We start from the raw sequence: 20,252 nt of genomic DNA, 5'->3' as shown, positions 1-20,252 counted from the left end.
CGTTCCACGCGTTTCGCACGGGTCACGTCGTCCGTCCACGGAGGTTCCGTCATGCCCGCTGACCTGCCCCGCGACCCGGACGGGGCGGTCGACCGGACGATCGCGATCGACGATGCGGCCGATCCGCGGGTCGACGACTTCGTCGCGCTCACCGACGTCGCGCTGCGCCGCCGCCGCGAACCGGCCGACGGCCTGTTCATCGCCGAGGGCGAGCGGGTCATCGTCCGTGCCCTGCGGGCCGGCTACCGGCCACGCAGCGTCCTGGTCGCACCGGCCCGGCTTGCCGCCGTTCCCGCGGGCCTGCCCGCCGACGTGCCGATCTACGTCGCCGGCGCCGACGTGCTCGCCGCCATCACCGGCTTCGAGGTGCACCGCGGGGCACTGGCGTCGATGTGTCGACGGCCGCCGCGGACCGCCGCGGACCTGCTCGCCACCGCGCGCCGGATCCTGATCTGCGAGGACATCGTCAGCCACACCAACCTCGGGGCGATCTTCCGTTCGGCGGCGGGGCTCGGCATGGACGCGGTGCTGCTCAGCCCGCGCTGCGCCGACCCGCTGTACCGGCGGTCCGTGCGGGTGTCGATGGGCGAGGTGTTCGCCGTGCCCTACGCGCGGCTCGACCCGTGGCCGGCCGCGCTGGACGACCTGCCCGCGGCCGGGTTCACCGTGCTCGCGCTGACGCCGGCGGCCGACGCCGACGATCTTGCCAGTTTCGCCGCCCGGGTCGACGCCGGGGCGGGCCCGCCGGCCCGGGTCGCGCTGTTGCTCGGCACCGAGGGCCCCGGGCTGTCCGCTGCGGCCCAGTCGGCGGCCGGCGCCCGGGTGCGCATCCCGATGGCGCACGGCGTCGATTCGCTGAACGTCGCCGCGACCGCCGCCATTGCCTGCTACCTGCTGGGCCGGCGCTGACCGCAACGGTCAGGACGCCAGCCACGTGCAGCCGGGCAGCGGCAGGTTCCGCAGCACCCAGAAGGCGATGACCAGCACCGGGATCGCCGGCAGCAGCCGTGGGGGGACGCGCGGCAGCGGACGGCGCCAACCGGCGGCCCGGGCGATCGCCACCACCCAGCCGACGGCCAGGATGGGGGCGGCGACGACGAAGAACAGGTTGTAGTTCGCCGCTTCACCCACGTGTCCGTGCAGCGCCTGGTGCAGCGCGCGCAGCGTGCCGCAGCCCGGGCAGTCCAGCGAGGTCGCCCAGCGGAACGGGCAGCTCGGATAGTGCCCGGGATGCGCCGGATCGACCAGGTACACCCGCAGCGCCGCGGCCCCCGCGAGCGCGCCGACGGCGGCGAAGCCGGCGAGGCGGGCTCGCGGCGACCAGACCCGCGGTGCCGGCGAAACGCCCGTCAGACGCGTGACTGCCACGCCTGCAGCGTAGTCATTCGCGCGGACCGGCTCACTCGAGATGCAGGGCGCTGTGCTCCGCGGCCTCGGCCCAGCCGCTCTCGCCGTCACGGTCGCTGCGGGCGCGTCGACGTCCGCCGTCATCGTCGGTGGCCGCCGTGGATCCCTCACCGAAGGCGTCCGCCTCGAGGACCTGGCCGGTCTCCCGGCGTTCCGCCTCCAGGTAGGGGTCGGTGTCGGGCAGTTCCGCCGAGAGCAGCCGGTCGAAGGTCGCCCCCTGCCGCTCCTCCCGCGGGGTGGTGGGGTACTGCACGGATCTGCTGGGCCGGTCCGGCGCGTCCCAGCTGTCGCCGAGCGGGTCACGACCGGCGTCGGTCGAGCCGAGCTCGTCGCCGTCAAGCATCTCGGCGGGTTCCAACGGCGACTCGTCCTGGTCCCACGACCCGGAATCCGAGGCTGGCTGTGTCATGGCGGCCTCCCATATCGGTGCGTCCCGGGCCGTTCCCGGTACGCCTCGGTCCTGCACCTTCCCAGGCGCGGCCGGGCTAAGCGCCACGGGGACCGGCACGGCGGGGGCCAGACCCCGCGACCGTCGCGCCGGCCGCGGCCAGAAAATCGTGGAGAATGGCATTAGCCGTGTCATGATGCGGCGGTGTACCCACCTGAGAATAGGGCTCCGACGCTAACCGCGAAGCTTTGGCTGACCTTGGCCGTGGTGGCCGGTTTTGGGCCTTACGTGGTGAGCGGTATTCGCACGGAGCAGGTAGTCGTCTACGGTGGAATGCTCCTTTCCATGCCCTTCGGTCACCCCTTTCGCGGGATGGGTCCCAGGCACCTTCTGTTTGCTGTGACCTGGTCGTCCTTCGCCGTCTACGTCATCCTTGACGGGATCGGTGTAACGGTGCTGGGTGACTTTCAGTCCGGCTCCACGCTGGCCGGAATGGACAACTACGTCTACCCGGCGGCGGTGCTGTTCATGGTCGGTCGGTGGTTGGCCGCGGGCTACACCCGCACCGCCGCTCTCGACCGGTTCTGCCGGATTTTCGTCGTGTTGATGGTGCTGAACGCCGGCGTCGCCGCTATGGGTCTGTTCACCGACCTCTCCGGGATACTCGGGGCGTTCTGGGGCGGCGTCGCGCTGGACGGGCAGAGCGTCGCGGTGCTCGCCCTCAACAACGGCCGGCTCTCCGGCATCTTCAACCAGCCGGTGGAGGCCGGCGTCGCCTACTCCCTCGCGCTGTTCGCGGCGGTGTACCTGTACGGCCGGTCCGGGCGCGGCGACAAGCCGGTGCTGCTCGGCGTCGCCGCCGCCCCGCTGCTGCTCGGTGGGGTGCTCTGCGTCTCCAAGATCTTCCTGCTGTGCGGCGTCCCGATGGCGGCGTGGCAGGCTATTCGGCTCGGCCGGCCGCTGCGCCGCCTGCTCATCGTCGGCGGCGGGCTCGCGGCCGCGGCGATCGGGGCCGGGCAGGCCGGGCTGACCCACTGGAACGGCTCCTGGATGCTGCGGATGCTCATTCCCGGCGCGGGTTCGAGCGGCCTGTTCGCCCAGTACACCGCCGACCGGTTCCACTCCGTCGGCGCCTCCGCGCGGGCCTGGGGCTACGTGCTGGACACCCGTCCCTGGCTCGGTTACGGCGTCGGCGGCCTCGCCGTCCCCTACGACAGTGGCTGGGCGGAGGCCGTGGTGGTCGGCGGCCTGCTCGGCGTCGGCCTGCTCGCCGTGATGCTCGTGCTCGTTGCGAGCTCGTGGCTGCGGGTCCGGAAGGTCCGCTCACCGGAGCAGCGGCGGTTCGCCACGTCGGTCACCGTGCTGTGCCTGTTCGGGACGATCGGCCTGCCGGTGTTCACGGCGAACCGGGCCGGCCTGTTCCTGGTGGTCCTGCTCGCTCTGTTGCTGTTCGCCGACGACGACCCCGCCGTCCCGGGCGCCGTCGAGACGAGCGTGCGGGGACTGGGCATGCGGCACATCCCGCTGCCGGGGAACAGCCGCTGGGACCACACGCGGACGGGCCGCCGCCCGCCGCCCGCCGGTCCGCCGGAGCACGAACCGAAGTCTGGCCAGCCCGGGAACGACCTGGTTCTTACGCCGTAGCGCCGGCTGTTCGAGGAGCCGCCAGCTCACCGCCGCCAGCATCACGGTGCCCGCCAGGGACACGGCGAAGTACGGCACGATCCCCGCCCGGTGCAGCCCGTACACGGCCAGCAGCTGCTGGACCGGCGCGGAGTAGATGTAGGTGCCGTAGGAAAGGTCGTTGCGGGCACCGATCCGATGCAGCGGCAGGCGGATCGCGAGCCACACGCAGGAGTAGGCGATCGGCAGGCTGGCCGGCGCGTGTGCGTCGGGCAGCAGCAGGATCGCCGCCGTCGCGGCCACGATCGCGACCGGCCCGAGCCGCCGGTTGTAGGGCACCCGGTCGGCGTACACGCACAGCAACGCTCCGGCCAGGAACATCGAGCCCAGTCGGACGGCGGCGCCGGCCAGGTCGCTGTCCAGCAGCGTCGGAAGCGACCCGGGGCAGAGCCAGCGGAGCACCCACAGGCCGGACAGCAGCCCGGTGAGCACCGTGAGCAGCCGGGTCCGCCGGCGCAGCCGCCCGCCCGCGCCGAGCGCGGCAAGCCCGAGGTAGCACAGCGCCTCCCAGAACAGGCTCCACAGTGACCCGTCCCAGGCCACCGGCCCGTTCGGGAGGGCGGTGATCGGCACTCCCCGCGGGGTGCCCGCGATGTCGTAGAAGTGCATCAGCAGCGTGCTGTTGGTGAGCACGTAGGCGAACGGTCCGTGCGGTCGGGCGCCGAAGTACCCGCTCAGCGTCCCGTGCTGGTGCTGCCAGCCGAGTGGGGCGATCACCATCGCCACGACGACCAGGCACAGCCAGAAGCCGGGCAGGATCCGCAGGAACCGGTGCCACAGGAACCGGGCGGTCCAGCGGATGCTCAGCCGGCTGCGGGTGACGAGGAACCCGCTGATGGCGAAGAAGCAGTCCACGGCGATCGCGGCCAGGTCGAACCGGGAGGACGCCCGCGGCGCCCCGACGAAGCCTCCGGCGATCAGGCCGTGCTGGACGAACACGGCGAGGGCCATCGTGATGCGGAGAAACCCGAAACTGTTACGGCGCGGGTTGAAGGCGGTGGCGAGCGTTGACCGTCGTGGCCGGTTGGACATGCGGGCATCCCATTCCGTGCGCGCCAGGCCGGACGGCAGCCGCCGCCGGCAGTACGGCCGGTGGGTCCGGGCCTCGACCACTCGGCGACTCTCGGCGCAATATAGCTCTCTGTGTTTGATGAGTCCGTGTAGGTAACGGCCGTGTGTGCCGTGGCGGGACCACCAGATCACTGCCAACGGCAGCGATCTGGACACGAAGGCGACGCGGACCGACCCCGCTAGCAGTCGTTTCCCAGATGGCGTATAGCGTCCGGTTTTGTGGCTACTGTTGCTGACCGGATACTCGACCAGCTGGCCAAGGTGCCTGAGGGGCTGGACGACGGCCGACTGGCCGCTGCCATCGGCGCGAGCCGGGGTTCGGTGAACCAGGCTTGTCGGCGACTCGCGCAAACAGGACAGTTGCGCCGCAGGCCGGGCCCGGGCGGTCTGATTACCAACCGGCTGGCGCCGGCCGCGGAATCGACCTCCGCACCTCCGGCCTCCGAGACCGAGACCGAGGTCGCGGCTGTCGGCGTGGGCGCCGTCGTCGCGCCGTCCGTCGAACCCTTGCCGGCCGAGCCTGCTTCCGTCCCCGCGCCCCCGAGCGACCCACCGACGGCGGAGCCGGCGGCCACGGCCGAGGCCGCCCCCGAGCCGGTGATCGAGCCGGAGGAGGTGGCTGAGCCGGAGGAGGTGGCTGAGCCGGAGGCGGTGGCTGAGCCGGTGATCGAGCCGACGGTGGAAGCCGAAGTCGAGTCGCCGGTGGCGGCTGAGGCGGAGGCGGTGTCCGCGGTCGAGCCCGAGCCCGAGGCGGCGACAGAGCCGGCTGCGGCGATCGAACCGGAGCCGGTGACCGAGATCATGCCGGCACTGGTGGCTGAGTCGGAGCCGGTGATCGAGATCGCGCCCGAGGTGGCCCCAGCGGCCGGTCCGGAGCCGTCGACCGAGGCAGCGGAGCCGGACGAGGACCCGGTGGCCGCGCTCGGTCAGGCACTGGCCGCGCTCGACGAGGCGATGGCGATGCTGGGCACCACGATGGCGCCAGCGGCCCCGATTCCGCCGGTAGCCCCGGCCGGTGATGCGATGGTGCCGGTGCAACCCGCTGGCGGTACGGTAGCCGAGCCTTCCGGGACGGAGGCGGTTTCCTCTGCGGTCGGAGTAGGCGCGCAGCGCGCGGGCCAGCCGGCGTCGCCTCCATCCCAGGCTGTGGCCTCGGCTACCGACAGTGAAGTCGGCTCGGCTGACGGCGGGGAAGCGGCCGAGGGTGAGGACGGAGCGGACGGAAGGAGTATCCCGTCCGCGCAGGAGACACCGGTGGAACGCGGCAGCACGCCGCCGGTGCGTCGAAGCTGGTGGCGCCGCATGTTCGTACGCAACGCAGGGTGATGTAACTGTGCGTGGCTCTCGGTGGCATCGCGGCCATCGTCAGCGCTGACCGCGCCCAGGCACGTACCTCCAGCCGTATCGGTCGGGTGCCACCGACACACCAGGGGAGAGCATGTCCATGCGAGCGAAGTCGCTCGTCGCCGTCGCCATCCTGTCATCGCTTGTGCTTGTCGCCTGCGGTAGCCGGGCTGGTAGCACCGGGTCGACAACAGGCGCCAGTTCTACGGCGTCAAGCGCGTCGAACAACACCGCCTCCGACGTCGGGGTCACCCCCACCGAGATCAAGGTTGGCACGATCGCTGGCCTGAGCAGCCAGTTCGGGCCCGACACGTTCTCCGCGTCGTTGTACGGCGCACGGGCATACTTCAAGGCGCTCAACGCGGCGGGCGGCGTGAACGGCCGCACGGTGAACCTCGACGAGTGCGACGACAAGGGCTCCGGCGACGAGAACGTCAAGTGCGCCCACAAGCTGGTCGACGACGACAAGGTGTTCGCGCTGGCCGGCGTCACCGCGTTCAACTACGCCGGCGCGCAGTACATCAACTCCAAGTCTGTGCCGGACATCGGTGGGCAGCCGGTCGGCACCGAGTACGACCAGTACCCGCACCTCTACTCGATCTACGGCAGCTACTACCCGCGCACCGGTGACCGTCCGGGTTACAACGGCACGCTCTACGCGGGCACCGAGACCTACCGGTGGCTGAAGGAAAACCTGCACGCCAACGTGGCCGGGGTCGTGTACTACAACGTCGCCCAGTCGCAGCGCTACGCCAAGTCCATCGCGGACGGCCTGCAGAAGGAAGGCTTCACCGTCGTCCAGGAAGAGATCAACCTGGGTGCCCCGGGCTGGGACTCCGCGGTGCTCGACCTGAAGCGGCGCGGCGTGCAGGTGGTCTTCGACGCGATGGACGACGGCGGCAACGCGCAGCTGTGTGGTGCCATCGAGAGCCAGAAGATGCCGCTGCAGGCGAAGGTGGCCACGGCGCAGGGCATGGCGAACAACATCGACCAGGTGTACAGCGCGTCGCCGAACTGCCGTAACACGATTTACTCGAGCAGTCAGTCGGCGAACTATGACGACACCAGCATTCCAGCGGTGGCCGACTACCAGAAGGCTCTGCAGGCATCCTCGCCCGACAAGGTGGCCAAGGAGAACCTGTGGATGATGGAGGGCTACGCGTCAGCCCAGTGGCTGACCGACGCCATCCGGTCCTGCGGCGTGGACGTCACCCGCAAGTGCGTCGAGGCGTACATGACCAGCGGCAAGGACTATGACGGCCACGGGTTGCTCATCTCGGCGAACCGGACCTTCAAGGCGCTGGCGCAGCCACCGGCCCAGGAACACAACTGCGTGAACATCACTCGCTGGCAGGACTCGGCGAACGGTGGCAAGGGCGGTTGGGTCAGCCAGGTCAAGGACATGAACACGACCTGCTACGACGTTCCGAACCTGCCCTACTCCGCCGGCTGACAGCGGCCGCTCCGGCACAAGGCCCCGGCCAGGACCGCGCCTCGGCGCCGGTCCTGGCCGGGGCCTTGTCGTGTGCGCCGCGGAACACCTTGATCGGCCGGGGCCTTGTCGTGTGCGCCGCGGAACACCTTGATCGGCCGGGGTGGGGCCGGGGTTGGGCTCAGGCGGTGGCGAACTGCGCGGGGGTGCCGGCGAAGGAGCGTTCGCCGCGGTGCAGGACGTAGACCTGGTCGGCCATGGCGAGGGCCTGCTCGGTGTACTGGTCGGCGAGCAGCACCGTGGTGCCGGAGGCGGCGACCGTGGCGAGCCAGCCGAACAGGTCGCCGGCGACCTTCGGGGACAGCCCGAGGGACAGCTCGTCGACCATCAGCACCGAGGGCCGGGCGAGCAGCGCCCGCGCCAGCGCCAGCATCCGCCGCTCACCGCCGGACATCGACCCTGCCCGCTGGCCGAGGCGCTCCCGCAGGCGGGGGAACGACTCCAGCGCGGGGGTGATGTCGGGATGGCCGCTCGCCTCGGCGATGATCTGCAGGTTGTCGCGGACCGACAGGGTGGCGAACACCGCGCGCTCGTCGGGGACGAGCATCAGACCGCGCCGGGCGCGGTCGACGGTGGACAGCCGGGTGATGTCCTCGCCGCGCCAGGTGAGGGTGCCCGAGCGCAGCGGGATGAGACCGGCAAGGACGCGCAGCGTGGTGGACTTGCCCGCGCCGTTCGTGCCGAGCAGCGCGGTCACCTTCCCAGCGGGGATGGCCAGGTCGAGGCCGTGCAGGACCTCGACGGTGCCGTAGCCGGCGCGGGCGCCGGACAGCTGGAGTTCGACGGTCGCCGTGGTCATCGGCCCTCCCCGGACTGCCCGGCGGCGGCGAGCGGCGCCTGCGCCAGGTACACCGACCGCACGGTCGGGTCGTTGCGGACCGTCTCCGGGTCGCCGGCGGCGACGACCCGGCCGCCGACCATTGCGTAGACCTGGTCGACGACGGAGAACACCAGGTCGACGTCGTGGTCGACGATGAGGATGCCGACGCCGTCGGCCGCCGTGCGGCGCAGCAGCTCCGAGAGCTTGGCGGTCTCGGCGGCGTCGAGGCCGCTGGCCGGCTCGTCGAGCAGCAGGATGTCCGGCTGCGCGCACAGTGCGCGGGCGAACTCCACCAGCCGCAGGGCGCCGGTCGGCAGCGTGCCGGCGATGGTGTCGCGGACGTCGGACAGGCCGAGGGAGTCCAGCACCTCTTCGACGATCTGGATCACCGGGCCCTTCGGGGCCAGTCCCAGGCGTTCGAGTACCCGCTCGGCGGACCGGCTGATGCGCCCGCGGCCCTGCGCGGACAGGCCGAGCAGGCCGCCGGCGTAGTCGCGGCGGCGGTTCTCCGCGCCGACGAGGAGGTTGTCGGCGACGGTGAGGGTGGGGAACAGCGAGGGCACCTGGAAGGTCTGGACCAGCCCGCGCCGGGAGCGGATGTCCGGGCGCATCGTGGTGATGTCGGTGGTGCCGAGCATGACCTGGCCCTCGTCCGGCTGCTCGACGCCGGTCAGCAGGCTGAACAGCGTCGACTTGCCGGCGCCGTTCGGCCCGATCAGACCGGTGATCATGCCGGGCGGGGCGACGAGGTCGACGTGGTCGACGGCGGTCAGCCCGCCGTAGCGGCGGACGAGGCCGACGGCCTGCAGCACGCCCCGGCTCATCGCGTTCCCTCCTGGCTGTGGGCGGCGGGCTGCCGGATCACGGCCCGCTGGCGGCTCGCGGCGTACTGCTGGACCACGCTCACCAGGTCGGCACCGAACGGGGTCAGCCGCGGGTCGGAGCTCGGCGCCGCTCGCTGGGCGCCCAGCGGCCACTGGCTGTAGTGGCCGGCGCGGGCCGCGCCGAGGGTGGCGCCGCCGCCGGGAATGCCGGAGGCGCCGGTGATGCCGGTCGTCGCCGGCAGGTGGCCGCCGGCGGAGATACGCACCGGCACCGGGCGGGGCGCGCGCTGGTTCGGGTCGACGAAACTGTCGGCGAGGTGCTGCGCGAACAGCCGCAGCATGCCGCGCACGGCGGAGGCGAGGCCGCCGGGCATCCAGCCGAGAGCCAGCGCGAGGATGCCGATCGCCAGCGTCGAGGATCCCGCTGGCGCGAGCACGTCGATCGTGACGATGAACGCGGCGGCCATGATCGCGCCGGCCGCGCTGTCGGCACCGAAGACGACGACCGCGGTGAACCACAGCAGGCTCTGCAGCGGCGCGAAGTCGTCGGGGGAGAACGAGTAGCTGGAGTGCACCAGCAGCGCCCCGCCGAGCCCGGCGACGGCGGCCGAGACGGTGAAGGCCAGCAGCTTGAGGTTGCGCACGTCGACGCCGACCGCCGCCGCGCCGCTGGAGTCGTCGCGCACGGCCAGCAGCGCCCGGCCGAGGCGGCCGTGGTGCAGGTTGCGGACGACGAGCAGGCCGATCCCGAGGCAGACCAGCTCGAAGACGTAGTAGGCCTTCTCCGAGAGCTCCCAGCCGAACAGTTTCAGTGGGTCCAGGTAGAGGCCGTTGGCGAAGGTGGGCTGCTCGAAGACGAACCTGCTGACGACCGCGCCGACCGCGAAGGTCGTGAGCGCCAGGGTCAGCCCGCGGCGGCGGATCGCCGGATACCCGGTGACCAGGCCGACCGGGGCGACGAGCAGGGCGCCGAGGAACATCGACCAGATGCCGGGTATCGCCGGCAGGCCGAACAGGTTGCCGTTGGCCAGCTTCAGGGACAGCAGCGCGCCGAGGCCGGCGAAGCCGGCGACGCCGAGCGAGAGCTGCCCGCTGTAGCCGGTGACGATCACCATCGACAGGAAGATCAGACCTAGTGCCGGCACCATGAACGCCGAGCGCAGGTCGGCCGGGGCGAACGTGAGCGGCGCGAGGAGCAGCGCGAATCCGCCGAGCTTGCCGAGGTAGTCCTGGCGGAAGCGGACGCCGCTGACCCGACCCGACGGCGGGGCGCCGCGGCTGGAGAAGCTCGCCGTCGCGCCGGAGTCACCGCTGCCCAGCTCGCGCAGCTTCGGCACGGCGAGCAGCAGGACCAGCAGCGCGACGATGAACAGGTTCGACTGGAGCACGGTGAGGATCTGCCCGGCGTCGCCGTGCAGGGTGAACTGCTTGAGTTCGCTCTGCAGGATGGCGATGCCGAGGGCGGTGAGCACGGCGACCGGCATGCTCGCCAGTCGGGCGGCCACGACCACCGCGAAGGTCTCCAGGACCAGCAGGGTCAGCCCGTACGGGGTGAGCTGGAAGCGGGGAGCGAGCAGGACGCCGGTCAGGCCCGCCATGGTGGTGCCGGCAGCCCAGCCGGCGGCCGCGACCCGGTCCGCGGGGACGCCGGACAGCTCGGCGAGCTGCCGGTCGTCGACGACGGCCCGGATCTGGCGGCCGAACGCCGTGCGCGCGGCGATGAGCCCGATGATGATCGTGAACACCACGACCATGAGCAGCTCGGCGAGTGCGTCGATGCCGATCCGGGTCTCGCCGAACAGTCGCACCGAGGAGTTCGGGAAGATGTTCGGCGCGTCGCTGCGGGAGCCCAGGCCCCAGATGCCGGCGACGATCCCGAGGATCAGCACCAGCACGCCCAGGCTGGCGACGAGTGACTCGGCCGCCGAGGCCCGCCGGCGGGCCAGGGGCCGGAAGACGAACCGTTCGAGCAGCAGCCCGATGCCGGGGGACACCACCGCGAGCGCGATCACGGCGGCCAGCCATTTCGGCAGGCTCCACTCGACGACCATCTCGCGGAACACGTACGCGACCAGGGTGGCGATGCCGCCCTGGGCGAGGTTCAGGACGCCGTTGGTGCGGTAGGTGACGAGCAGGCCGATCCCGGACAGCGCGGCGATCGCGCCGAGAGAGATCCCGGCCAGCGCCAGGTCGACGCTGGTCACCCCCGATGGCCGGGCGTGCTGACGTACGAGTTCGGCGCCTGCGCGGGCGGCTGCTGGCCCTGGTAGGAGGCATGGGCGGGGGAGCCGGCGCGCTCATCCTCGATGCCGGCGGTGGCCGCCGCGATGATCAGGGAGTGCAGATCGTCGATCTGTCCCTTGGTGCGGGCCTGCGCGGCCTGGGCGGCGTCGACGCGGTCGGCGACCAGCAGCGCGCTGCCGATCAGAACAAGCGCGAGACCTCCGAAGCCCCCTGAGACCACGTAAGGTAGCTGGAGGGCTACATCCGTCTGCTTCGAGACCCCCAGGTAGCAGCCGAGAAGCAGTACGCCGCCGGCCGCCGCCACCACCCATCCACGCAGCGCGCGCACCACGTCGACCACCAGGCGCGAGGTGGGCCGCGGGTTACCGGTCCCAGCGGTCTGCTCGTCCACTTTCGTCTCCCCCAGGAGCGTCTCGTCATCGGTCGCGCGGGCACCGCCCCACGTGGTGCCCGTCCGGGACATGAGTCCTCGGCACGACAGCGTCAGATTAGTGCGCGGAGCTGCACAGGTGTGCTGTCGGGTGGCCCAAGGATGTTCTCGGCGAGCTCCGGCGGCACGGGAGGCTTCGTCGCATCCGTTGTCTGAGAATAGGCGACCTGCGGCGACACCGAGTGGTATGTCCGCTCGCGGACAGCATGGAACGAATGGGCGCGGATGTCGACCCAGGACGGTCGCGGATGTCGCGTCTGGCCTGGTGGGCGCCGGTGCCGGCGGCTGGGGGCAGTCCGGTTCGAGGACCCGCCGGGGGGCCGGACGGACCCCGCGCGGCAGGGGGCTGGTCCCGACCGATCCGGCCGGATGGGGTCAGTCCGCGGGGCGCGGCTGGGTGGGAATGAAGGTCGGCCCGTCGAGTACGTCACAGAGCGTGGCGCTCTCCAGGTTCTCGGCGCAGCGATCCACCCAGACCCGGCGGCGCTGCCCGACCCGCTCGTCCTCGATCTCCAGCGGCCCCTGCACGCCGCCCATCGCCGCCTGCAGGTGGGCCCACTCGTGCGCGGCCGACCAGGTGGTGAACGAGCCCAGGTAGTCGCCGTCGTAGTCGTAGACGTGGCAGGGCCGCAGGCCCACGGGTCGGTCCACCGCCATCACAGCCAGCCCTTCAGGGGTCGGATGACATTTCGCTACAGGCTACGGGGTGGCCACGGTGTGCGGTAGCCCCGGATGCGGGTATCGCGGCGGCCCGGTGCTGAGCGGAACTCAGGTGATGATCGGTACATTTCGTTGCCGAGGTGGCACGCCGGTCCCGCCGGCAGCCCGGCCGTGGTGCCAGGCGTCGGCCACGATCCGGTCGATGCTCGACCGCGGCGAGCTCCAGCCGAGTTCCGCCCGGATGCGCCGGCTGTCGCCGATGAGCGCCTTCGGTTCCGCCACCGGCGGGCAGTTCTCCCGGCGCACCGGTCGGCCGCTGACCCGGCCGACCGCGGCGAGGACGTCCAGGACGCTCACCCCGACGCCGCTGCCCACGTTGTAGACCGCGCAGCCCCCCCTCGTGGCGCCGTCCAACGCCCGCAGGTAGGCCGTGGCCATGTCCCCGACGTGGACGTACTCCCGCAGCGCCTGCCCGTCGCCGTTCACCCGGAACACGTCCCGCCGGCCGCTCGCCACCGCGATCGCCGCCGGGATGATCCGGCTGTCGTCGTGGTCGAAGTGGCCCTCGACCGCGCCCGCCACGTTGAACGACCGCAGGATGACCACGCCGAGCAGGCCGGTGCCGGCCTGGTGGCCGAGCAGCCGCTCGGCGGCGAGCTTGGACGCCCCGTACGGGTTGGACGGGTCCGGCCGGCGACTCTCCGGCACCCCGGTGAGGTCGACGTCGCCGTAGACCGCGCAGCTGGAGCCGAACACGAACGCCGGGGCGACCCCGGTCCGCTCGGTGCCGACCTCCAGCGCGGTCAGCAGGTTGGCGGTGCCCGAGAGGTTCGCCTGGAAGTAGCGCAGCGGCGCCAGGCGGGACTCCCGCACCCGGGTCAGCGCCGCGAGGTGGCACACCCCGTCGAACCCGCGGGCCACCCCGGCCGCGCTGAGCTGCCCGGGTTCGAGCAGATCCGCGGCCACCACCTCGACGCCGGGCGCGAAGGCCGGCGCCGACGAGCGGTCGCGGACCATCGCCGTCACCGTGTGACCGGCACCGGCGAGCGCGTCCGTAACCACGCTGCCGATGAAGCCGGACGCACCGGTGACCAGGACGCGCATATCCCGGATCAGTGCGCCGTCCGCATGCGCAGGCCGGGCAGCAGAGTCTCCCGGTGGCGCCACGCGAGTTCCAGGCAGGCCGCCGCCGACGGCGCGATCGGTTCGGTGTCGACGAGGCGCCGCAGGGCGGTGTGGGTGAACGGGATGCCCTCCGTCACCGCGCGGTTCGGCCCAGCGGTGACGACCGATCCCTCCGTGTTGCTCTGCACCATGCCGCCGAACAACTTGTCGAAGGCGTCGGCGTCGATGACCACAACTGTGAGTATCTCGCCGAACAAGGTCAACGCGTCGAGGCCGATGCCGAAGTACGACACGCGCACGGTGCCAGCGCGGCGCGCCTCCTCGAACGAACGGAACGGCTCGTCGGTCGCGTAGTCGATCGCGCTGGACGAGCTGCCGTCGTGCTCGGGATTGCCGAGCAGCTCCTCGCTGAGCTCCCGCATGATGTTGCGCCACAGGTCGAAGTCGGCCTTGTGGTGGGTCGCGGTGATCCCGGACGGCTGGAACACCCCGGCCGGAATGACGTGGTAGACGCCGCCCGCGGTCGCGACCGATCCGGCGCTGCGCCGGTGCAGGAAGAAGCTCGCCTGACCGTTGCGGTCATGCCGGATCGTCAAGGTGTTGACGGACGGCAGCGCCACCCGGCGGCCGAAGTCGAACGGGTTGCCGATGCGGGCCCGGAACGGCAGCGCCGGCCACGACAGCCCGGAGCCGGCCATCGCGGCGGCGGCCTCGTGCGCGACGGTCTCGCAGACGTCGACCGCGTCGAAGTACGTCGTGTGGCCGAAGCTCAGGGTCGGCCGGTTGTCGGGCGAGGCCGGCGCGCCGCCGTCGCCGCTGATGCCCAGCAGCCGGAAGCTCAGCCGGTTCTCGAACAGCGTCGGGCGGTCCAGGTCGCGCATCGCCCGGGTGTAGCGCTGGTAGCGGGCCTGCGGGTTGCCCCCGCCGTGCAGCGGCCGGCTGCCGGCCGTCTCCGGCTCGTCCCCCTTGAGTAGTGGCGGGGCGACCTGGTCGTTCCAGCGCAGGTTGACCTCGTCGATGTCGACGGGCCGGTCCCAGACCCAGCCCGGCCGGGCGAGCAGCCCGCTGCCGAGCCGGTCGGACTCCGGGTACAGCCGCACGGCGGCGCGCGCCAGGCTGATGCGGTGGTGGTTGAGGTGGTCGCGGGTCAACCGCCAGGCGCGCTGGCTGGCGGCGACCTGTTCGGCCGCGGCGCTGCGCGGGCCGGCGTCGCGGCGCCGGTCGGCCATCGCTCCCGGCGCGAGCCCCACGTCCTCGGGGGACAGCGCGAGGTTGCGGGCGATGTGACGCAGGGTGGAGATGTCGTGGATGGCCCGGCGGCCGCTCTCGACCTTCGACACATAGGACTGGTCGAAGCCCAGCCGGTCGGCGAGCTGCTGTTGGGTCAGGCCGTGCGCCTGCCGGTAGGCCTTCAGGAGCTGGCCGACGCCGACACTGGCTGGAGTGGCCCGCGGCGGCGTCCAGAGCCAGGTTTGACCAGTCACCCGCTGTCCTCTCGTCCGGCAACCGTGTTACGCGAAGTGAGCATAACTAGCCGGGCATCTAGGAGCGCACTGGCATAAATCGACCACTCCGTTGTGCAACATCTCCATTGCCATGGGTTATTCGGAGGCGATGTCCACAGTTGCGCCTTCATTGGTTGGGCAGCCCGTCGTGTAGGTCCCAGATGATCACGATGATGATGGCCACGAGTATCCAACGAAAGAAGCGGATCCGGCTCCAGACATCCCGGCCGATACCGCGTCCCGCGCGAGAGCCGAACACCAGCAGCGCGAGCAGCGCGCCACCCACCACGACGAGGAAGATACCCGCATTGCTGTGGTCCACGAGGAAGACGATCGCATAGTGACCCGGCGCGGCAGTTGTGGTCCCGGTCAATGACCGCCGGCACGTGGTACTCCGCGATCACGGGCGTCGTCACGTCGCGGCACTCCCGGTCGTCTCGTGGTGGCGGAAATCCGGCTGGCTTCGCGTGCTGAACGGCTGTCGTGCTGACGGTGGGGCCGGGCGGGTGGTGAGAGCCATCATGGGGGAGGACCGCCGTCTCACCGCTGGACCAACACGCGGCCGGTTCCGCGAACCCCGGCCCGCCGGTTGGCCGACGGGGGCGTGGTTGACGCGCATCTGGCCGTAGTCGTCCCTACCGTGTTCCGGGTGTCCACGGCCCTTATGACCGATCACTATGAGTTGACGATGCTGCGGGCCGCGCTGCGGTCAGGTGCGGCAGATCGACACGTGGTCTTCGAGGTCTTCACTCGCTCCCTCCCGCCCGGTCGTCGCTTCGGTGTGTTCGCCGGCAGTGGCCGGCTGCTCGCGGCCCTCGCCGACTTCCGCTTCGGCCCGGCCGAGACCAGCGCGCTGCGTGCCACGGGCGCCGTCGACGACGCCACCGCGGACTGGCTCGGTGACTACCGGTTCCGCGGGGACATCCACGCCTTCGCCGAGGGCGAGCCCTTCTTCGCCGGCACGCCGGTCCTCGCCGTCGAGGGCACGTTCGCGCAGGCCGTCCTGCTGGAGACGCTCGTGCTGTCCGTGCTCAACCACGACAGTGCCATCGCCGCGGCCGCCGCGCGGATGGTCGTCGCCGCGGACGGGCGTCCATGCCTGGAGATGGGTTCCCGGCGGACCCACGAGGCGGCCGCCGTCGCCGCCGCCCGCGCGGCCTATCTCGCCGGCTTCACCGCGACCTCCAACCTGGAGGCGGCGCGGACGTTCGAGGTCCCCAGCGTCGGCACCAGCGCCCACGCGTTCACCCTGGCGCACGCCAGCGAGGCCGACGCGTTCGCGGCCCAGGTCGCCGCCCTGGGGGCCGACACGACGCTGCTGGTGGACACCTATGACGTCCCCGCGGGCATCGCCGCGGCGGTGGCCGCCGCCGGCCCCGGGCTCGGCGCCATCCGGATCGACAGCGGCGACCTGTCCGCGCAGGCCACGGCCGGCCGCGCCCAGCTCGACGCCCTCGGTGCCACCGGCACCCGGATCATCGTGACCGGCGATCTCGACGAGCACGCGATCTCGCGGCTCGCCAGCTCGCCCGTCGACGGCTACGGGGTCGGCACCAGCCTGGTCACCGGGTCGGGCGCGCCCACGGCGGGCTTCGTCTACAAGCTTGTCGAGGTCGACGGCGCCGCCGTGGCGAAGCGGTCGGTGGGCAAGAGCTCCCGCGGTGGCCGCAAGCGGGTCGTGCGCCGCCATGACCCCAGCGGCCGGGCCGTCGCGGACGTCGTCCTGCCCGGTGCCGCCGCACCCGCCCCCGCCGCGCCCGTGCCGGTCGCCGGCGCCGACCGCGAGCTGCTGCGTCCGATCATGATCGACGGCAGGGCCGTCGACGACGGGCTGACCGGGGCGGCGGGCACCCGCCGGGCCCGTGAGCATCACGCCCGGGCGTTCGCGGCCCTCCCGCCGACGGCCCGCGACGTCCGCTTCGGCCAGCCCTGCCTGCCTGTGGTGCACACCACCCGGCACTGAGACCCGCCGGCTCCGGAGCCGGTCGCGATGGCCAGACTGGAGGTGTGCCGCCCGTCGTCGCCGTGACCGTGGACCTCGTCCTGCTGACGCTGCGCGCCGGCCGGCTGCGGGTGCTGGTGGTCCGCCGGGACGACGACCCGTCACCGCTGGACTGGGCGCTGCCCGGTGGCTTCGTCGACGGTGACCAGGACCTCGACACCTGCGCCGCGCGCCAGCTCGCGGCGGAGACCGGCGTCACGGCCACGGGCCATCTGGAACAGCTCCGGACCTACGGGGGGCCCTGGCAGGGCGCGCGGGCACCCGGCGTCAGTGTCGCCTACCTGGCCCTGCTGCCGAACCTGCCGCCGCCGCCGAGCCGGCCCGGCCCGCTGCCGCGATGGTGGCCGGTCGAGGAGCCGACCGCGCCGGACGGCGAGGGCGTCGCCGTCGACCAGCGGCGGATCGTCGCGGACGGCGTGGAGCGGGCGCGGGCGAAGCTCGAGTACACGCCGCTCGCCGCGGCGTTCTGCGAGGTCCAGTTCACCCTCGCCGACCTGCGGCGGGTCTACGAGGCCGCGTGGGGGGTGGCGCTGGACGCGCCGAACTTCCGCCGCAAGGTGCTGTCCACCCCCGGCTTCGTCGTGCCGCTGGGCCGGCGGACCCCGCCGCGCGGTGGTGGCCGGCCGGCCGAGCTGTACCGGCGGGGTCCGGCCACCGCGCTGCACCCGCCGCTGCTGCGCCGGTCCGTCTGACTGCGTTGCCGGGCGGCGGACGCGCAACAATGGGTCTCGTGTCTGTCGCATCGGTGTCGCCCCTCGACGTGGAGGAGGTCGACGAGGCCGTCGACGACGATCGGCCCTGGGTCACGATCGTCTGGAACGACCCGATCAACCTCATGTCCTACGTGACCTACGTGTTCCAGAAGCTGTTCGGCTACAGCAAGCCGAAGGCCACCGAGCTCATGCTCGACGTCCATCACAAGGGCCGAGCCTCGGTCGCGACCGGGACCCGGGAGGAGATGGAGGCCGATGCCGAGCGGCTGCATGCCTACGGCCTGTGGGCCACCATCGCCCAGGACTAGCAGGTTGATCTGGTCGCTTTGGGGGCTCGGTGTCCGGATGCCCCTACCATGATCGGCCGGACACGACCTGACCCGCACTCGCCGGAATCGTCCGCCCCCCGCCGCGCCGCATTGAGCGCAGGCGACTGGCGCTGTTCCGCCGGTCGTTTCGGTGGCGGGTACGGAAAGGCTTTCCCGGGGTTTCCGGGCCGGTGTTTTCTTGGCTGTTCCGCGGGCCGTTGTCATGCCGCTGGCGACGCCTGTTTATCGTCCGGTGACCGAGTGTACTTCTGTTGTGGGACCGGCGATGGGCTGGCGCTGGTGAATGGTGGCTGGTTTTGCGCGGCTCGCCGACTGATTCGACTGGTGCGGTGGAATATTCCGGGATTTCGGCTGGCGGCCCTCGACGAGTCGACCTTGGTCACGTATGGTTATCCGTGATGTTCGTGAGGTAATGCTGTGTGGTGAGGGCATCTCGGTTTTTCTAGTTCCGTGGTGCCACCCCTTTCGGGGGGGGTAGGCACCCTGTCACCCCCAAAGGGGGGTAGTCGGCCCCGCGCTCCGGCCGTCGTCGCCGGGCCGATTGGCTACTCTCCGCATTTGGGGCCCGGATGGTGTCGGGGCGTCGGCCACCGACTGCACTAGGCTGGCGGCGGTCGCCCCGCGACCGGCATGCCTGCCGCCGTGTGTCCCAGCGGGGCATGGGTCTGCGGCGGGGTATGTCCCAGCGAGGAAGGACGCGAGGACGTGGCCGCTGACGGTTTCCGTCGCACCCGTGCCGGGATCGAGCTGAGGCTGCCCGAGCTCGAGGCGACGCTGCTGTCCGAACTGGTCGGCCAGATCGACGCGCTGCTCGAGGCGCCGCCGGTCGAGGACCCGCTGGAGGCGTTGGTCGGGCTGCGCGACACCGCGCCTCCGCCGCCGGACGACCCGGCCCTGGCCCGGCTGCTACCGGACCCGTATCCCGACGATCCGATGGCCTCCGGTGACTTCCGCCGCCGTCGGACCGACGACCTGCTGGCCCGCAAGCGGGAGGCCGCCCGCCGGGTCCTGGCCGCCGTGCCCGCCCCGGGCCGGGCGCGCGTGCTCGACGAGGCCGCGGCCCAGGACTGGCTGACCACCCTGAACGACCTGCGTCTCGTCCTCGGTACCCGGCTCGCGCTCACCGACGACGACTCGACCACCGAGCTCGAACATCTCGAGCCCGACGACCCACGCCGCCCGCTGGTGGCGGTGTACGCCTTCCTGACCGAGCTGCTGGACGACCTCACCCGGGCCCTGGACTGACGGCCGTCTCGAAAGAGCCGCCCGGATCCGCCTGTCCGCGTCGTACGGTGTGCCTGTGCTGCGTATCGACCGTGCCTGCTACGAGGCGATCGTCGCCCATGCCCGCCGTGACCACCCCGACGAGGCGTGTGGCGTCGTCGCCGGCCCGGCCGGCTCGGACCGGCCGGAGCGGTTCATCGCGATGGAGAACGCCGAGCGCTCGCCGACCTTCTACCGCTTCGACGCGACCGAGCAGCTGCGCGTGTGGCGGGAGATGGACGACCGCGACGAGGAGCCCGTCGTGATCTACCACTCGCACACCGCTACGGAGGCCTATCCCTCCCGTACGGACATCTCGCTCGCCGGCGAGCCGGGCGCCCACTACGTGCTGGCCTCCACCCGGGAACCCGACAGCACCGAGTTCCGGTCGTTCCGGATCGTCGACGGAGCGGTCACCGAGGAGCCGGTGGAAATCGTCTGACCTCCAGGGGCGTTGCAGCTCGGCGGAGCCGCGGCAGGCCCGCCCGGCCGATGGCCGGACAGCTGCCTCGCCGCGGGGCATCCTGGGCATGCGGGCCCGGTATCCGCCACCATCGTCTCGCGTGCCGCACCACTCCGCCCAGCCGGGCAGTGCGCCGGTCAGACCTGACCGGCGGCATCCTTGAAAGGAGCACCAATGGCAGTCCAGGTCCGTGTGCCGACGATCCTGCGTACCTATACGGGAGGCGCGAAGCTGGTCGAGGGCACCGGTGACACGGTCGCCGCCCTCTTTCTCGACCTCGACAGCCGCTACGACGGCCTGCGCGGCCGGCTGGTGACCGGCGACGACGGCACCGAGCTGCACCGCTTCGTCAACATCTACATCAACGACGAAGATGTGCGTTTCCTCGGCGGCCTCGACGCCAAGCTGGGCGACGGCGACGAGGTCACCATCCTGCCCGCGGTCGCCGGTGGTAGCGCCGACGCCCGGGTCTGAAAGAAGCGGCAGGTC

20 protein-coding genes are annotated in these 20,252 nt (G+C 71.9%); 9 read left to right on the top strand and 11 right to left on the bottom strand.

The genetic code is table 11. From position 1 onward, the window contains the following. Nucleotides 1-51 precede the first annotated feature (51 nt). On the top strand, nt 52-909 hold the full coding sequence (locus tag MXD60_RS01870; RefSeq protein WP_248817039.1) for a TrmH family RNA methyltransferase: 858 nt from the start codon (nt 52-54) through the stop codon (nt 907-909). Between the two features lie 9 nt (nt 910-918). On the opposite strand, the gene MXD60_RS01865 is transcribed toward MXD60_RS01870, so the two are convergent. The 3 genes from MXD60_RS01865 to MXD60_RS01855 all read right to left on the bottom strand — a co-directional run bounded on the left by MXD60_RS01865 (nt 919) and on the right by MXD60_RS01855 (nt 4,510). Continuing rightward, nucleotides 919-1,368 carry a DUF2752 domain-containing protein gene (locus MXD60_RS01865; RefSeq protein WP_248817038.1) on the bottom strand — a complete coding sequence of 150 codons (450 nt, stop codon included), beginning with the start codon at nt 1,366-1,368 and terminating at the stop codon, nt 919-921. Between the two features lie 31 nt (nt 1,369-1,399). Then, entirely contained in the window at nt 1,400-1,816 is a 417-nt protein-coding gene (locus tag MXD60_RS01860) for a hypothetical protein (protein ID WP_248817037.1), read from the bottom strand. 1,302 nt (nt 1,817-3,118) lie between these two features. Continuing rightward, on the bottom strand, nt 3,119-4,510 hold the full coding sequence (locus tag MXD60_RS01855) for an acyltransferase family protein (RefSeq protein WP_248817036.1): 1,392 nt from the start codon (nt 4,508-4,510) through the stop codon (nt 3,119-3,121). A 636-nt stretch (nt 4,511-5,146) separates the two neighbouring features. On the opposite strand from MXD60_RS01855, the gene MXD60_RS01850 reads away from it, so the two are divergent. Together MXD60_RS01850 and MXD60_RS01845 are read left to right on the top strand one after the other, a co-directional pair. Then, nucleotides 5,147-5,875 (top strand): hypothetical protein, encoded by a 729-nt coding sequence (locus tag MXD60_RS01850; protein ID WP_248817035.1) that lies wholly within the window; start codon nt 5,147-5,149, stop codon nt 5,873-5,875. Between the two features lie 118 nt (nt 5,876-5,993). Then, nucleotides 5,994-7,346 carry an ABC transporter substrate-binding protein gene (locus MXD60_RS01845; RefSeq protein WP_248817121.1) on the top strand — a complete coding sequence of 451 codons (1,353 nt, stop codon included), beginning with the start codon at nt 5,994-5,996 and terminating at the stop codon, nt 7,344-7,346. 160 nt (nt 7,347-7,506) lie between these two features. Here the strand turns inward: MXD60_RS01845 and MXD60_RS01840 are convergent, their stop codons facing one another. The 8 genes from MXD60_RS01840 to MXD60_RS01805 all read right to left on the bottom strand — a co-directional run bounded on the left by MXD60_RS01840 (nt 7,507) and on the right by MXD60_RS01805 (nt 15,366). Next, nucleotides 7,507-8,184 carry an ABC transporter ATP-binding protein gene (locus tag MXD60_RS01840; protein ID WP_248817034.1) on the bottom strand — a complete coding sequence of 226 codons (678 nt, stop codon included), beginning with the start codon at nt 8,182-8,184 and terminating at the stop codon, nt 7,507-7,509. After that, entirely contained in the window at nt 8,181-9,029 is an 849-nt protein-coding gene (locus MXD60_RS01835; protein WP_248817032.1) for an ABC transporter ATP-binding protein, read from the bottom strand. Before MXD60_RS01835 ends, MXD60_RS01840 begins: the two co-directional genes overlap by 4 nt. Then, nucleotides 9,026-11,233 (bottom strand): ABC transporter permease, encoded by a 2,208-nt coding sequence (locus tag MXD60_RS01830; protein ID WP_248817030.1) that lies wholly within the window; start codon nt 11,231-11,233, stop codon nt 9,026-9,028. The genes MXD60_RS01835 and MXD60_RS01830 overlap by 4 nt, the downstream gene beginning before the upstream one ends. Continuing rightward, nucleotides 11,230-11,664 (bottom strand): transporter, encoded by a 435-nt coding sequence (locus MXD60_RS01825; RefSeq protein WP_248817028.1) that lies wholly within the window; start codon nt 11,662-11,664, stop codon nt 11,230-11,232. The genes MXD60_RS01830 and MXD60_RS01825 overlap by 4 nt, the downstream gene beginning before the upstream one ends. A gap of 414 nt (nt 11,665-12,078) precedes the next feature. Then, nucleotides 12,079-12,360, bottom strand: a complete 282-nt coding sequence (locus tag MXD60_RS01820) for a hypothetical protein (protein WP_248817027.1) — start codon at nt 12,358-12,360, stop codon at nt 12,079-12,081. 111 nt (nt 12,361-12,471) lie between these two features. After that, nucleotides 12,472-13,467: an NAD-dependent epimerase/dehydratase family protein gene (locus MXD60_RS01815; protein ID WP_248817026.1), complete on the bottom strand. Its 996-nt coding sequence runs from the start codon at nt 13,465-13,467 to the stop codon at nt 12,472-12,474. Nucleotides 13,468-13,475: 8 nt separating this feature from the next. Further along, nucleotides 13,476-14,972 (bottom strand): type II toxin-antitoxin system RelB family anti-toxin, encoded by a 1,497-nt coding sequence (relB, locus tag MXD60_RS01810; RefSeq protein WP_248817025.1) that lies wholly within the window; start codon nt 14,970-14,972, stop codon nt 13,476-13,478. 148 nt (nt 14,973-15,120) lie between these two features. Next, the gene (locus MXD60_RS01805) at nt 15,121-15,366 is read right to left on the bottom strand and encodes a hypothetical protein (protein WP_248817024.1); all 246 of its coding nucleotides are present in this window, start codon (nt 15,364-15,366) and stop codon (nt 15,121-15,123) included. 291 nt (nt 15,367-15,657) lie between these two features. Here MXD60_RS01805 and MXD60_RS01800 point away from each other — a divergent pair, with 291 nt between their 5' ends. The 6 genes from MXD60_RS01800 to MXD60_RS01775 all read left to right on the top strand — a co-directional run bounded on the left by MXD60_RS01800 (nt 15,658) and on the right by MXD60_RS01775 (nt 20,237). Further along, nucleotides 15,658-16,956, top strand: a complete 1,299-nt coding sequence (locus MXD60_RS01800; protein ID WP_248817119.1) for a nicotinate phosphoribosyltransferase — start codon at nt 15,658-15,660, stop codon at nt 16,954-16,956. Between the two features lie 44 nt (nt 16,957-17,000). After that, entirely contained in the window at nt 17,001-17,687 is a 687-nt protein-coding gene (locus MXD60_RS01795; RefSeq protein ID WP_248817023.1) for an NUDIX hydrolase, read from the top strand. Between the two features lie 38 nt (nt 17,688-17,725). Further along, complete coding sequence (clpS, locus tag MXD60_RS01790) at nt 17,726-18,016, top strand: ATP-dependent Clp protease adapter ClpS (protein ID WP_308222335.1); 291 nt, start codon at nt 17,726-17,728, stop codon at nt 18,014-18,016. Nucleotides 18,017-18,742: 726 nt separating this feature from the next. Then, nucleotides 18,743-19,282 (top strand): DUF2017 domain-containing protein, encoded by a 540-nt coding sequence (locus tag MXD60_RS01785; RefSeq protein WP_248817021.1) that lies wholly within the window; start codon nt 18,743-18,745, stop codon nt 19,280-19,282. Between the two features lie 55 nt (nt 19,283-19,337). Next, the gene (locus MXD60_RS01780; RefSeq protein WP_248817018.1) at nt 19,338-19,742 is read left to right on the top strand and encodes a M67 family metallopeptidase; all 405 of its coding nucleotides are present in this window, start codon (nt 19,338-19,340) and stop codon (nt 19,740-19,742) included. 195 nt (nt 19,743-19,937) lie between these two features. Then, the gene (locus MXD60_RS01775; RefSeq protein ID WP_248817016.1) at nt 19,938-20,237 is read left to right on the top strand and encodes a MoaD/ThiS family protein; all 300 of its coding nucleotides are present in this window, start codon (nt 19,938-19,940) and stop codon (nt 20,235-20,237) included. The last annotated feature ends 15 nt before the right edge of the window (nt 20,238-20,252 follow it).

This window comes from Frankia sp. AgB32 (genome assembly GCF_023243045.1).
GTDB lineage: Bacteria > Actinomycetota > Actinomycetes > Frankiales > Frankiaceae > Frankia.
Note: the sequence above shows the minus strand (reverse complement) of the source record. Positions and strands in the feature narration are given on the sequence as shown.

Excerpts from the sequence above, each read along its gene's own strand:
- MXD60_RS01820 (WP_248817027.1), bottom strand. The coding sequence starts at position 12,360 with ATGGCGGTGGACCGACCCGTGGGCCTGCGGCCCTGCCACGTCTACGAC.
- MXD60_RS01870 (WP_248817039.1), top strand. The coding sequence starts at position 52 with ATGCCCGCTGACCTGCCCCGCGACCCGGACGGGGCGGTCGACCGGACG.
- MXD60_RS01840 (WP_248817034.1), bottom strand. The coding sequence starts at position 8,184 with ATGACCACGGCGACCGTCGAACTCCAGCTGTCCGGCGCCCGCGCCGGC.
- MXD60_RS01800 (WP_248817119.1), top strand. The coding sequence starts at position 15,658 with ATGACCGATCACTATGAGTTGACGATGCTGCGGGCCGCGCTGCGGTCA.
- MXD60_RS01835 (WP_248817032.1), bottom strand. The coding sequence starts at position 9,029 with ATGAGCCGGGGCGTGCTGCAGGCCGTCGGCCTCGTCCGCCGCTACGGC.
- MXD60_RS01775 (WP_248817016.1), top strand. The coding sequence starts at position 19,938 with ATGGCAGTCCAGGTCCGTGTGCCGACGATCCTGCGTACCTATACGGGA.
- MXD60_RS01855 (WP_248817036.1), bottom strand. The coding sequence starts at position 4,510 with ATGTCCAACCGGCCACGACGGTCAACGCTCGCCACCGCCTTCAACCCG.
- MXD60_RS01845 (WP_248817121.1), top strand. The coding sequence starts at position 5,994 with ATGCGAGCGAAGTCGCTCGTCGCCGTCGCCATCCTGTCATCGCTTGTG.
- MXD60_RS01815 (WP_248817026.1), bottom strand. The coding sequence starts at position 13,467 with ATGCGCGTCCTGGTCACCGGTGCGTCCGGCTTCATCGGCAGCGTGGTT.
- MXD60_RS01860 (WP_248817037.1), bottom strand. The coding sequence starts at position 1,816 with ATGACACAGCCAGCCTCGGATTCCGGGTCGTGGGACCAGGACGAGTCG.